Annotated in this window: 12 protein-coding genes and 1 pseudogene; 5 read left to right on the top strand and 8 right to left on the bottom strand. The window is 51.3% G+C overall.

What is annotated here, in order from left to right:
* Positions 1–243 precede the first annotated feature (243 nt).
* Complete coding sequence (gene ompW, locus JK198_RS01905; protein ID WP_212707852.1) at positions 244–876, top strand: outer membrane protein OmpW; 633 nt, start codon at positions 244–246, stop codon at positions 874–876.
* A gap of 223 nt (positions 877–1,099) precedes the next feature.
* Here ompW and JK198_RS01900 read toward each other — a convergent pair whose 3' ends face one another.
* The 6 genes and pseudogenes from JK198_RS01900 to JK198_RS01870 all read right to left on the bottom strand — a co-directional run bounded on the left by JK198_RS01900 (position 1,100) and on the right by JK198_RS01870 (position 8,099).
* Entirely contained in the window at positions 1,100–1,414 is a 315-nt protein-coding gene (locus tag JK198_RS01900; RefSeq protein WP_212707851.1) for a BON domain-containing protein, read from the bottom strand.
* 136 nt (positions 1,415–1,550) lie between these two features.
* Complete coding sequence (gene trpA, locus JK198_RS01895) at positions 1,551–2,354, bottom strand: tryptophan synthase subunit alpha (protein WP_212707850.1); 804 nt, start codon at positions 2,352–2,354, stop codon at positions 1,551–1,553.
* The gene (gene trpB, locus JK198_RS01890) at positions 2,354–3,544 is read right to left on the bottom strand and encodes a tryptophan synthase subunit beta (protein ID WP_212707849.1); all 1,191 of its coding nucleotides are present in this window, start codon (positions 3,542–3,544) and stop codon (positions 2,354–2,356) included. Before trpB ends, trpA begins: the two co-directional genes overlap by 1 nt.
* Before the next feature lie 37 nt (positions 3,545–3,581).
* Complete coding sequence (trpCF, locus tag JK198_RS01885; RefSeq protein WP_212707848.1) at positions 3,582–4,943, bottom strand: bifunctional indole-3-glycerol-phosphate synthase TrpC/phosphoribosylanthranilate isomerase TrpF; 1,362 nt, start codon at positions 4,941–4,943, stop codon at positions 3,582–3,584.
* Between the two features lie 2 nt (positions 4,944–4,945).
* Positions 4,946–6,537: pseudogene (gene trpD / locus JK198_RS16745) on the bottom strand (bifunctional anthranilate synthase glutamate amidotransferase component TrpG/anthranilate phosphoribosyltransferase TrpD).
* On the bottom strand, positions 6,537–8,099 hold the full coding sequence (locus JK198_RS01870; RefSeq protein WP_212707845.1) for an anthranilate synthase component 1: 1,563 nt from the start codon (positions 8,097–8,099) through the stop codon (positions 6,537–6,539). Before JK198_RS01870 ends, trpD begins: the two are co-directional and overlap by 1 nt.
* A 265-nt stretch (positions 8,100–8,364) precedes the next feature.
* On the opposite strand from JK198_RS01870, the gene JK198_RS01865 reads away from it, so the two are divergent.
* The 3 genes from JK198_RS01865 to rluB all read left to right on the top strand — a co-directional run bounded on the left by JK198_RS01865 (position 8,365) and on the right by rluB (position 11,012).
* Entirely contained in the window at positions 8,365–9,276 is a 912-nt protein-coding gene (locus tag JK198_RS01865; RefSeq protein ID WP_349290153.1) for a PHP domain-containing protein, read from the top strand.
* Positions 9,273–9,893: an L-threonylcarbamoyladenylate synthase gene (locus JK198_RS01860; RefSeq protein WP_212707844.1), complete on the top strand. Its 621-nt coding sequence runs from the start codon at positions 9,273–9,275 to the stop codon at positions 9,891–9,893. Before JK198_RS01865 ends, JK198_RS01860 begins: the two co-directional genes overlap by 4 nt.
* 168 nt (positions 9,894–10,061) lie before the next feature.
* Positions 10,062–11,012 (top strand): 23S rRNA pseudouridine(2605) synthase RluB, encoded by a 951-nt coding sequence (gene rluB, locus JK198_RS01855; RefSeq protein ID WP_212710595.1) that lies wholly within the window; start codon positions 10,062–10,064, stop codon positions 11,010–11,012.
* 50 nt (positions 11,013–11,062) lie between these two features.
* Here the strand turns inward: rluB and JK198_RS01850 are convergent, their stop codons facing one another.
* Positions 11,063–11,824 carry a YciK family oxidoreductase gene (locus JK198_RS01850; protein ID WP_212710594.1) on the bottom strand — a complete coding sequence of 254 codons (762 nt, stop codon included), beginning with the start codon at positions 11,822–11,824 and terminating at the stop codon, positions 11,063–11,065.
* A 172-nt stretch (positions 11,825–11,996) separates the two neighbouring features.
* Here JK198_RS01850 and sohB point away from each other — a divergent pair, with 172 nt between their 5' ends.
* On the top strand, positions 11,997–13,043 hold the full coding sequence (sohB, locus tag JK198_RS01845) for a protease SohB (protein WP_212710593.1): 1,047 nt from the start codon (positions 11,997–11,999) through the stop codon (positions 13,041–13,043).
* A gap of 52 nt (positions 13,044–13,095) precedes the next feature.
* Here the strand turns inward: sohB and JK198_RS01840 are convergent, their stop codons facing one another.
* Positions 13,096–13,347, bottom strand: a complete 252-nt coding sequence (locus tag JK198_RS01840; RefSeq protein WP_212710592.1) for a DUF2498 family protein — start codon at positions 13,345–13,347, stop codon at positions 13,096–13,098.
* Positions 13,348–13,474 lie beyond the last annotated feature (127 nt).

Here is a 13,474-nt window from a genome sequence, read left to right as displayed (position 1 = left end):
TTATAGCCTTAATACTCCGGATTATTAACAGAAGATCTAAGACAATTTTTTTAGTTAAAACGCGAAACTGTTAGCTGATAAAAATTGATCTGGATCAAGGCTTTGTTTTTTAACTATTTTTTCAGGCGGGAAAAACATGATTTTCTGCGTGAATCGCGATACACATAGCAACAACAAAATACAATGTAAAAATTGTTCACATTGAAAACAATAAAAGCAGACGAGTTCAGGAGAGGAGTGGCTATGAAAATCGGAAAAATTGCATTATTACTGGCAGCACTGTTACCGGCAGCAGCGTCAGCTCACCAGGCAGGTGACTTCTTTATCAGGGCTGGCAGCGCAACTGTCCGGCCGACCGGGGGTTCTGATAATGTGCTGGGCTTAGGTGAATTTAATGTCAGTAACAATACCCAGCTGGGATTGACTTTTACTTATATGGCGACGGACCATATTGGTGTTGAATTACTGGCAGCCACGCCTTTCCGCCACAAGGTCGGACTGGGGCCGACGGGCACTCTGGCCACCGTTCACCAGTTACCGCCGACACTGATGGCCCAGTATTACTTCCTGGATAATAGCTCTAAATTCCAGCCTTATGCCGGTATCGGTGTTAACTACACGACCTTCTTTAATAACAAATTCAATGACACCGGACGCGCGGCGGGTTTATCTGATCTGCATGTGAAGGACTCCTGGGGCGTGGCCGGACAACTGGGTATGGACTACCAGATTAATCAGCACTGGATGCTGAATACATCCCTGTGGTACATGGACATTAATACCAAAGTGAAATTCAAAGCCAATGGCGATCAGCAAAGCATCAAAACTAACATTAATCCGTGGGTCTTCTTCTTCGGTGTAGGTTACAGCTTCTGAGTACCTTGCCTGCGTTATTCGCAGGGACGGATATTGCTGAATAAAACATTATTTCCGATACGCCCGATACTCTGTATCGGGCGCTTTGTTTTCATCGGCGATGATATATACCGGCAGCCGAATAAAGTCAGTCAGGGTGATTTTTGCAGGGGGGATACAAAGGAACATCGGGGGCAGAATAAGGAAAAGCGCATTGCTGCGCTTTTTCTGTAATACAGTTCAGCTATTTGATCTGCATATTATCAACCACCGAGGTGACACCAGGCACTCTGCGGGCAACTTCAACTGCACGGCTTGCTGTTTGCAGGTTGGACACAAAACCACTGAGTTGCACACGTCCTTTAAATGTTTCGACTTTAATTTCGGTCGATCTGAGTTCTTTGGTACCCAGTAACTGAGCTTTGACTTTGGTGGTGATCACGGTGTCATCAATATAACCACCGGTACCTTCTTTTTTCGGGCCGGGCGCACAGGCAGTTAATGATAATGCCACCACTGATGCCAGTACTGCACTGGCTAATACCTTAATAAACTTCATTTACTGCCTCCCTGTATAATAAAGGTTATGCCGGGATTTTCCGGTACACTTATAGTGTAATCCTAAATTTTTAATCTACCAGTTTTGTTGCCAAAAAAGGCACCGCGGGGTGCCTGTCTGTCGGAGAAAAGGGCTATCAGCGGGTGGCCGCTTTTAATGAGGCAGCAAAGTCGGTCAGTTTTTTCAGCATTATGGCGGGCTGTTGCAGGTTCTGTTCGATAATTCTGACGACGGCAGAACCGGATATTGCCCCTGCAGCACCGGAAGCGATAGATTCCTTCACCTGAGAAGGTTCAGAAATACCGAAGCCCTGAATCGGGGGGGCTGCATGGTACTCATGCAGTTTGCTGATTATATGCTGCAACGGCAGGGCGGCTTTATGTTCGGTACCGGTGACACCGGCACGGGATAACAGATAAGTATATCCGCGGCCGTGAGATGCGATTTCACGTAATAAATCATCACTGGCATTCGGCGGGCAGACAAAGATTGGCGCAATATGGTGCCGCATTGCTGCCTGACGGAAGGGCTGTGACTCCTCCATGGGGACATCAGCGACCAGAACCGAATCGACACCGGCTTGCTGGCAGCGGGCATAAAACGCATCAATGCCGGGACTGAAAACCAGATTCGCGTAAATTAACAAGCCAATCGGCAGATCCGGATATTTATTACGTACCTGAGTGATAATATCGAAGCTTTTGTTGCTGTCCATCCCAGCGCTGAAAGCGCGCAGGTTGGCCGCCTGAATTGTCGGGCCGTCAGCCAGGGGATCAGAGAACGGGAAACCCAGCTCCAGGGCATCCGCCCCTCCGGCGACCAGCGCATCGATAATTTGCAGCGATAACTCAGCCCCCGGATCTCCCAGCGTGACAAATGGCACAAAAGCACCTTCTTTACGCTCAGCCAGGCGATTAAATAAAGCAGAATAACGTTCCATCAGATTTCTCCTCGCTGCTGCAGAATATCATGCACCGTAAATATGTCTTTATCACCGCGGCCTGAGAGGTTAACAACCAGTAATTGTTCTTTTTCCGGCGCCTGACGGGCCATTTTCAGCGCATGGGCCAGCGCATGGGAGGATTCCAGCGCCGGGATAATACCTTCGTGGCGTGACAGATCTTTAAATGCTTCCAGAGCTTCATCATCGGTAACTGAAACATAATCTGCGCGGCCGATACTGTTCAGCCAGGCATGTTGCGGGCCGACTGACGGGAAGTCGAGTCCGGCAGAAATGGAATAAGACTCTTCAATCTGCCCGTCTTCTGTACGCATCATGGGTGCCTTCATACCGAAATAGATACCGGTTTTACCGTGTTTTAACGGCGCACCATGTTGTCCGGATTCAATGCCGAGTCCCGCCGGTTCGACGCCAATCAGCCCGACAGAAGATTCATCAATAAAATCAGCGAACATTCCGATAGCATTGGATCCGCCACCCACGCAGGCAATCACCGCATCAGGCAGACGGCCTTCGTGTTCCATAATCTGTACGCGGGTCTCTTCGCCAATCATACGCTGAAATTCACGGACGATAGTCGGGAACGGGTGCGGGCCAGCCGCGGTACCCAGCATATAGTGTGCGGTCTCGTAACTGCCAGACCAGTCGCGCAGAGCCTCATTACAGGCATCTTTCAGGGTGGCTGAACCACTGTGTACCGGAATGACTTCTGCACCCATCAGGCGCATTCTGAATACATTCGGCGACTGACGTTCCACATCTTTGGCGCCCATATAAATCCGGCATTTCATACCCAGTAAGGCACAGGCAATGGCAGAAGCAACACCATGTTGTCCGGCCCCGGTTTCCGCGATAATCTCGTTTTTGCCCATCCGTTTCGCCAGTAATGCCTGTCCCAGCACCTGATTTGTTTTGTGAGCACCGCCGTGTAATAAATCTTCGCGTTTCAGGTAGAGGCGGGTACGGGTACCTTCGGTAATATTCCGGCACAGGGTCAGCGCAGTCGGTCGTCCGGCGTAGTCTTTTAACAGTCGCACAAACTCAGCCTGGAACTCAGGATCACGCTGGGCACTGACAAAAGCTTCTTCCAGCTGGCTGAGTGCCGGCATCAGAATTTGCGGAACATACATCCCGCCAAATTCACCAAAATAGGGGTTCAGTAAAGTCATAGCTCAATTTCCTGTATCGTCAGATGACGCATCCTGATTAGTAAGCTCGTAATTGCCGGAAAACGTCCGCCAGTTTTTTCGGATCCTTGATGCCGGGAGCAGTTTCAACACCGGAATTAAAATCCAGACCGGCACAGCCGGTCAGGGCCGCTTCTGCACAGTTTTCCGCATTCAGCCCGCCGGCCAGCATAACATTATGTAAGTCCTGTCCTTGCAGCAGTGACCAGTCAAAACGCTGACCGCTGCCGCCGTTACCGTTATCAAACAGATAACGATCCGTATCAGGCAGGTTACGCTCCGGCAGATGGTCGCTGATACTGAAAGCCTTCCAGATAGCAATCTGTGACGGTAACTGCTGACGCAGCGCAGCAATAAATTCAGCCGATTCACTGCCATGTAGCTGAACAGCACTCAACCGCAAATGGCTGGCGATACCGGCCACCTCTTCGGCCGGCTGGTCTCGGAAGACTCCGACAAACTTCAACGGAGCAGCTGCAACAATTTCCTCCGCCTGACGGAGGCTGACCTGGCGTGGTGAGCCCTGTGCAAAGATGATTCCGCCATAAACCGCACCGGCTTGCCATGCGGCTGCGGCATCTTCACTGCGGGTCAGTCCGCAGACTTTGTTATCACCGATCAATACCCGGCGAACCGCCACCGCCAGGTTGTCTTCTGACATTAATGAAGAACCTATCAGGAAGCCATTGGCATAACGGCGCAGTTCAGCAATCTGCTGGTAGTCATAAATACCGGACTCACTGATCACAATGGTGTCCTGAGGCAATTGCGGTGCCAGCTGACGGGTCTTATCTAAATCAATTGACAGGTCGCGCAGGTCACGATTATTGATTCCTGCGACCCGTGGTTTCAGCTTAAGCGCCCGATCCAGCTCCTGCTGGTTACTGATTTCGGTCAGTACCCCCATATTCAGCGAATGGGCAACATCGGCCAGAGCCTGATACTGCTGATCATCCAGTACCGACAACATCAGTAAAATGGCATCGGCCTGATAATAGCGGGCCAGATAGATTTGATAAGGGTCAATAATAAAATCTTTGCACAGGACAGGCTGAGTAATAGCGGCACTGACTTCAGGTAAAAATTCAAAATTGCCCTGAAAGTATTTCTCATCGGTCAGAACCGAAACTGCAGAAGCGTAGTCACGGTAAACGGCAGCAATCGCTGCAGGGTCGAAGTCTTCGCGAATCAGCCCCTTTGACGGTGAGGCTTTCTTACATTCCAGAATAAAGGCACTCTTATCACGCTGTAATGCCTGGTAGAAATTACGCGCCGAAGGCACCAGCGCCTGTTGAAAGTCTGAAAGGGGTTGTCGTGCTTTACGCGCTGCCAGCCAGAGAGCTTTATCTGCAACTATTTTTTCTAAAACGGTACCCTTCATGATTATCCTCTTGCTGCCAGTGCAGTGACTAACTCATACGCCCGGCCACTGCGGATCATGGCAATAGCCTGTTCAGCGTTATGGCGTAAATCTTCATTACCGAATAATTTCATCAGCATCGCGACATTAATTGCAATAGCCTGTTCGTGAGCCGTCTGACCATTACCCTGCAGTAACTGACGTAAAATATCACGATTTTCCTGAGGCGTACCGCCCGCCAGCGACTCTTTTTCATGGAATTCCAGCCCGAAGTCCGGCGGACTGATGTCATAGCGGGTGATTTCCCCGTCGCGTAATTCTGCCACCTGTGTCGGCGCATGGATCGCTATTTCGTCCATCCCGCCGCCATGTACCACGGCCGCGCGGCGATAACCCAGCACTTTCAGCGTTTCGGCCACCGGCTGAATTAACTGCGGGCTGTAAACGCCGATCAGTGCCAATGGCGGCCGGGCAGGGTTAATCAGCGGCCCGAGCACATTAAACAGTGTCCGTGTCTGTAACTGCTTGCGTACCGGCATCGCATAGCGAAAACCACTGTGGTACTGAGGGGCGAACAGAAAACAGAGGTTCTGTTGGTCCAGTGCCGCGCGGGCATTTTCCGCTGTCATATCGAGGTTAATACCAAACGCCGCCAGCAGGTCCGAAGACCCGGATTTACTGGATACGCTGCGGTTGCCATGTTTAGCGACCTTCAGACCACAGGCCGCTGCGACAAAAGCACTGGCGGTTGAAATATTGATACTGTTACTGCCGTCACCGCCGGTACCGACAATATCGGCAAACAGATAGTCAGGCCGCGGGAAAGGGCGTGCGTTATCCAGTAAGGCTGTGGCGGCTCCGGCAATTTCATCGGGAGTTTCGCCCCGCACTTTCATGGCGATCAATGCGGCACCCAGCGAGACGGGATCCATTTCACCGGTGATGATGGCAGAGAAAAGCCGCTCGCTTTGTTGCCGGTCAATATTTTTTCCCTGATAGAGTTGTTCCAGAATCTGTTGCATCGGCAAATCCTTTAGTCGCTAAGCGCCCAGCTGAGGGTCTGTTCCAGTAATGTTGCTCCCCGTGTCGTCAGAATTGACTCAGGATGGAACTGAAAACCACAGACTTTATCTTCATCATGACGGATGGCCATCACCATACCGTTAAAGGTGGCGTTTACGGTGAGATCCGGCGGAATATTGCTGCCGACCAGCGAATGGTAACGGGCGACAGGTAACGGGTCAGGTAAGCCACTGAACATTTCCTGGCCGTCATGACTGATAGCCGATGCTTTACCATGCAGTATTTCACCCGCCTGGCCGACAGTGCCGCCATAACTCTCAACAATCGCCTGGTGACCGAGGCAGATACCGATAACCGGTACTTTTCCGCGCACTGCAGCCAGTAGCGCAGGCATTGACCCCGCATCAGCAGGTGCCCCCGGCCCCGGAGAAAGCATCAGTACCGGATTTTCCATACTGCGCAGCTGTTCGAGCAGTGTTTCGACAGGCAGACTGTTACGGTACACCATCACGCGGTGACCAAAAGTACGTAACTGATCGACCAGGTTATAGGTAAATGAATCAAAGTTATCCAGCAGTAAAATATCAGCCATCAGAAAATCTCCTTACAGTGATGAGCTGTCGCAATGGCGCGTAATACTGCGCGTGCCTTATTGCGGCTTTCGTCGGCTTCCGCCTGGGGGACCGAATCCAGTACCACACCGCCGCCGGCCTGTACTGTGGCAATGCCTTCTTCGACATAGGCTGAACGAATAACAATACAGGTATCAAAGTCACCGCTGCCGGTAAAGTAGCCGACAGCGCCGCCGTATGACCCGCGGCGGGTACCTTCTGATTCGGCAATCAGCTGCATTGCCCTGACTTTAGGCGCACCACTCAGGGTCCCCATATTCATGACGGCGCGGTAAGCATGTAGCACATCGAGGTCTTCGCGCAGGGTGCCGATCACCCGGGAGACCAGGTGCATCACAAAGGTGTAGCGGTCGACTTTCGTCAGGTCAGCAACATGGCGGCTGCCGGGCACACAAATCCGTGCCAGATCATTACGGGCCAGGTCGACCAGCATCAAATGCTCCGCCAGTTCTTTCTGGTCGGTACGCATTTCCAGCTCAATCCGGCTATCCAGATCTTTATCCAGTTCCCCGGCGGCATTCCGTCCGCGGGGACGGGTACCGGCAATCGGGTAAATTTCTATCTGACGGGAGGCTGCGGAATATTTTAATGAACTTTCCGGGGAAGCACCGAACAGTGTGAAATCCCGGTCCTGCATAAAGAACATATAGGGGCTCGGATTGCTGCGTTTCAGGGTATCGTAGGCTGCCAGTGGCGACGGGCAGGGTAATGAGAAACGGCGCGACGGAACAACCTGAAAAATCTCTCCGATGCGGATGGCATGCTGAAGTTTACTGACAACATCGCAATAGACTTCGTCGCTCTGGTTACAGTTCAGTTCCATCTGCTCGACTTTTTTCGCCACCAGAGCAGCAGCAGGCTGCTGCATTTGCTGATTCAACTGGTGAATACGTTGCTGCAAACGCTGAAATTCGCTGGCGGACGGGGTAAACACGCTGGCCTGCAGCCTGGCCGTCCGCGACTGGTGGTCGATGACCAGTAACGTCTCTGCCAGATAAAAGCAATAATCGGGGCAGCGCTGGTGGTTATCGAGTTCCGGTAATGTTTCGAACCCGGCAACTAAATCATAGGCAAACAGCCCCCCCAGCATAACCGATTCACGGTGTCGGTCACTGTGTTCTACCAGTGAAGGAATTAAACGCAGAGCATCAAATACTGATACGGATTTCAGGCGTGAGTCTTCATCCTGTAACGGATCGATCGCCGGAAAAAAGAATTCGCGACCATCAGGACGTACCCGGATATCGACACTGGCGGGCAGTGCAGCATCCAGCAGGGGAAGCAGGCTGGCACCATTTTCGGAAAGCGCCTGAACCGAAACCTGTTGCCCCATAGCACTGATCCTTAAAGCGCTATCGGTAATTAACAGACTTTGCAGGTTATCTTTACTGTCCACATCGGCAGATTCCAGCAGCAGAGTGGCCGGACGGGCACCGCAAAGCTGGTTGAAAACCGCGGCCGGGTCATCCCTGTAGGGGGCATCACCGGTAATAATTTTTAATTCTGGTTTTGCTTTAGCCATGGTTATTTCTCTGAATTTTTTTCAACAAAAAGCCCGCATTCTGCGGGCCCTGAAATCTGCACTGTGGTTACACTTACGGTGCACGACAACATCGCCCGGTCAGGGGAGAGTCATGCGCCACCAGCGTGAAGAATGTAAAGTCATAACCAACATGAGAAGTATCCTTATCTGAACTTGTGTACTAGTTAACTGGTTCATGCGCGGATTGTCAATACATCTTTTCCAGTTATTGCTAAAATCCCTGTATCCGCACAAAGGATCAGTTATTGGAGTTAATTTGACAGAACCAACGGCATTTCAGCTGTATGATTTACATAGCCATACCCGGGCATCCGACGGAGTGCTCAGTGCAGAAGAGCTGGTGTTAAGGGCACATGAGCGCGGAGTCGATGTGCTGGCTATTACCGACCACGATACAACAAATGCGATTGAACCGGCCCGCCAGGCCATTGCCAGGCATCAGTTGCCATTGCAACTGATGAGTGGTGTGGAAATTTCAACACTATGGGAAAACCACGAAATCCATATTGTTGGTCTGGGGATGGACATTAATCATCCGGCTCTCTGTGCACTTCTTGATAGCCAGCATCAGAAACGCTGGCAGAGAGCTGAAGAGATCGCCCGCAGGCTTGAGCGGGCAAATATCCCCGGCGCGTTACAAGGTGCGAGTGCACTGGCGGGGGAAGGGCAGATAACCCGTGGCCATTTTGCCCGCTATCTGGTCGGGTGTGGTAAAGCCTCCACCATGGCTCAGGTCTTTAAACAGTATCTGGCGCGGGGCAAAACCGGATATGTGCCCGCCCAATGGTGTACAATAGAACAGGCAATTGATGCGATCCATCAGTCCGGAGGCAGGGCGGTGGTTGCCCACCCCGGACGCTATGATCTATCGGCAAAATGGTTAAAGCGGTTGCTGAAATTTTTTGCCGACCACGGCGGAGATGCCATGGAAGTTGCCCAGTGCCAGCAGGCACCTGATGAACGCCAGCAGTTAACCCGATATGCTCAGGATTACGGACTGGCCGCATCTCAGGGATCTGATTTTCATCAGCCTTGCGCCTGGATAGAACTGGGCCGAAAACTGTGGTTACCGGCCGGTGCTGAAGCGGTATGGCTGCGTTTTCCGGAAATTCAAAGTAGTGCACCGTTGCAAACCGGTGCAGGGAGCGAAGTATGAGTCAGTTTTTTTATATCCATCCGGAGAATCCACAACCACGTCTGATCAGTCAGGCGGTGGATTATCTGAATAAAGGCGGTGTGATTGTTTATCCGACCGATTCCGGCTATGCACTGGGATGCAAACTTGAAGATAAGTCGGCGCTGGAGAGAATTTGCCGGCTCCGTCAGCTGGATGATTCACACCATTTTACACTGATGTGTCGTGATCTTTCTGAACTGTCGACCTATGCTCAGGTAGATAACAGTGCCTTCCGCTTAATTAAAAATAATACCCCGGGGTGCTATACCTTTTTACTTAAGGCAACCAAAGAAGTGCCGCGGCGCTTGATGAATGATAAGCGCAAAACTATCGGTCTGCGCGTAACTTCCCATCCGGTAGCTCAGGCATTACTGGAAGCACTCAACGAACCGTTAATGTCCACCACACTTATGTTACCGGGGAATGATTTTGCCGAGTCAGATCCGGAAGAGATCCAGTTAAGTATCGGTAAGCAGGTCGATCTGATCCTGAATGGCGGTACTATCGGTCAGCAACCGACCACAGTGGTTGATTTAACCGGCGATGCCCCGGAAATTATGCGTGAAGGTGCCGGTGATCCTCATCCGTTCCGCTAATTTATCCATGATTCAGAGCATTGCTCTGCAACTGTCTGAATAATAAAAATCGTTACATTGTGACTGCCATCCTGTATAATGGCAGTCAGTTTTTACGTAAGTATTTGATTTTAATATTAAATATACCCTAAACCTGAGGCCTGGGAAGGCGACAGTGAGGCATGCTCCATGAGCGAAAAGTTACAAAAAGTATTAGCACGTGCCGGACATGGTTCGCGCCGTGAAATTGAAGCTATTATCTCCGCCGGTCGGGTCAGTGTTGACGGGAAAATCGCCAGCCTGGGTGATCGGGTCGAAAGCAACAATTCCCTGAAAATCCGTATTGATGGTCATCTGGTACGTGTGGCAGAAAGTGCCAGCGAAGTGTGCCGGGTGCTGGCTTACTACAAACCGGAAGGTGAGTTATGTACCCGTAACGATCCTGAAGGCCGTCCGACGGTGTTTGACCGTCTGCCTCGCCTCAACGGCGCGCGCTGGATAGCGGTAGGGCGTCTCGACGTCAATACCTGTGGCTTAATGTTATTTACCACCGATGGTGAACTGGCTAACCGCCTGATGCATCCCAGCCGTGAAGTGGAGCGTGAATACGCTGTCCGCGTTTTCGGCCAGATTGATGATGATAAAATTCGTCAGTTAAGTGTCGGTGTTCAGCTGGAAGATGGTCCTGCTGCGTTTAAAACCCTTAAGTTTGCTGGCGGAGAAGGTCTCAACCAGTGGTATAACGTAACCCTGACCGAAGGGCGTAACCGCGAAGTGCGCCGGTTATGGGAAGCCGTTGGTGTGCAGGTCAGCCGACTGATGCGCGTTCGCTATGGTGATATCGTTCTGCCCAAAGGTTTGCCGCGGGGCGGGTATATGGAAATGGATCTGACCTCAGTGAATTATCTGCGTCAGCTGGTGGAAATGCCGGAAGAAACAGAAACCAAACTTGCGGTCGAAAAAGATCGTCGTCGTACCAAAGCGAACCAGATCCGTCGTGCGGTGAAAAAGCACAGCCAGGCTGGCAGTAAAAGTACTCCCCGCCGTCCGGCTTCTGGCCGCAGTACGGCTGGCCGAGCGGCCACCGGGCGTGCGGCGACTGGCCGGCCGGTATCAAAACGCAATAACGGTAAAGGCTGACAGTTATTACCCTGCCTGAAACCCCGGTTCTCCGGGGTTTTTTTACAGGTTTATTCTGCCGGACCGGCTTTACGGCCGGGCTGTGCATCGAAACTGATCCCCGTCTGGCCTCTGCTGGCATCAGTCATCAGATACAAGTAAACAGGCATAATATCTGCCGGTGTTTTGAGCAGTGCTGCATTCTCCTCAGGGAACGCGCTGGCGCGCATTGTGGTTCGGGTACCGCCCGGATTAATGCAGTTTACCCGCAAATTACTGTGCTGATATTCGGCGGCCAGTACCTGCATCATGCCTTCGGTGGCAAACTTAGAGACTGCATAACTTCCCCAGCCCGCCCGGCCTTCGCGTCCGACACTGGAACTGGTAAAAACTAACGACGCCGCCGGGGCGTTAAGCAGCAAAGGCAGTAATGCCCTGGTCAGAAAAAAAGTCACCTCCAGATTAATTTTCATGACCTGTTGCCACTCTTGTTCCGGAATATCGGCCATTGGCTGGATCGTGCCGAGAATACCTGCATTATGCAGTACACCTTCCAGTTGCGGGGCGGTGCGGGCTATTCGGTCAGCAAATTCACGGCACTGTGCGGCGTCAGCGGTGGCGAAGTCGAGCAGAAATATTTCGGCAGGGCTCTGTCCGAAAGCCGCGATTTGCCGGCGGACATCTTCCAGTTTCTGCGGGTTTCTGCCGGTCAGCAGTACCCTGGCACCCTGGCGGGCATAGGTCAGTGCCGCTTCACGGCCAATGCCATCAGAGGCACCAGTGACCAGAATAGTGTGATTTTTCAGACTTAGGTTGTCGGACTGGTTGTTCACGGGCGGGTCCTTTGTTTTTTATATTTCATACAGTTATGTCGTAAATTATCATATGATACACTCTGAGGACAGGCTGTTAATTTCCTGTTTCGTCACCGTCTGAGACAGGCTGTATTGTGTCAGACCGGACGGAATAACATGCGTTTTAACCGATGTGACAGAGGTGGACTGAGTGAGTTTTATTGCAGAATATGGGTTATTTTTAGCAAAAATTGTCACCCTGGTCGTGGCGATTATTGCGCTGGTGGTGGTATGCGTTGGTGTTTCGTCCCGTAAAAAAACGGGGCAGGGGCAGTTACAGCTTGGTCATCCCGGTGAAGATTATCAGACGCTGAAACAAACACTGGCGGTCGCAACGCTTCCTGAGCATGAGCAGAAAAGCTGGCTGAAAGGGCAGAAAAAGCAACAGAAAGAGCAAGCCAAAGCAGAAAAAGCGGCAAGGAAGCAGGGAACCCCGCCACCGGCAAAGAAAACACTATTTGTTCTGGATTTTAAAGGCAGTATGGATGCCGGCGAAGTGGCTTCTTTACGTAAAGAAATTTCAGCTGTCCTGTCTGTGGCCACCGCCGGTGATGAAGTGTTGTTGAAACTGGAAAGCCCGGGCGGTGTGGTGCACGGCTATGGCCTGGCAGCGTCCCAGTTACAGAGGCTGCGCGATCACGGGATCCGTCTGACCGCGGTAGTCGATAAAGTGGCTGCCAGTGGCGGGTATATGATGGCTTGTGTCGCCTCACATATTGTTGCCGCGCCTTTTGCGATTATCGGCTCCATCGGGGTGGTTGCTCAGGTACCTAACTTTAATCGCCTGCTGAAACGTAATGATATTGATATTGAACTGCATACGGCCGGTCAGTATAAACGGACGCTGACGCTGCTTGGCGAAAATACGGATGAAGGCCGGGAAAAATTTCGCGAAGATCTTAATGAAACTCATCAGTTATTTAAATCATTTGTTCATCAAATGCGCCCGTCTCTGGACATTGACTCGGTGGCGACCGGCGAGCACTGGTACGGACGTCAGGCTCTGGAAAACGGGCTGATTGACGAGATTGCCACCAGTGATGAAGTAATTATCAGTAAAATGGATGAATTCAATTTATTATCCGTAAGTTACACTAAGAAAAAAAGTGTCATTGAGCGTTTTACCCAAAGTGGTGCCAGTGTTGCAGAACGCCTGCTGCTTAAATGGTGGCAAAAGGGCGAAAAGCCCTTGTTGTAAACCGCCTGTGTTATTGCGGCTACAGACAACCGAACCCCGGCAATTGCCGGGGTTACTGTTTCAGACAGTACAGAGGTGACAATTCCTGTGTCAGGGCTTTAAACACATTAAAGGCCGCGGTACTTTGTTTTGTCGGCAATCCCTGTGCGTCTGCAAACCAGGGGCCGCTAAAAATCAGTAAGTTACCTTGCTGACGTACAGCTGTAATTTCCATGGATGGCAGATAATCCGGATATCCGGTCATTTGTTCGCTGGCCAGTGCAATCAGAGTTGCAGAATCAACAGCCCGGGGTTTTCCGTTCATAGCATGCTCCTGTCGCTGATATATCATTACAAATCCGGAGGGTATTTTACGGCAAGAGTAACCACCGGGACAAAATTATTGGTGCTATTAGTGGCGATAAATACGCCAGGATGCTAATAAAGTTGCG

Source organism: Tatumella sp. JGM91, from assembly GCF_018257575.1.
Taxonomy (GTDB): domain Bacteria; phylum Pseudomonadota; class Gammaproteobacteria; order Enterobacterales; family Enterobacteriaceae; genus Tatumella; species Tatumella punctata.
Note: the sequence above shows the minus strand (reverse complement) of the source record. Positions and strands in the feature narration are given on the sequence as shown.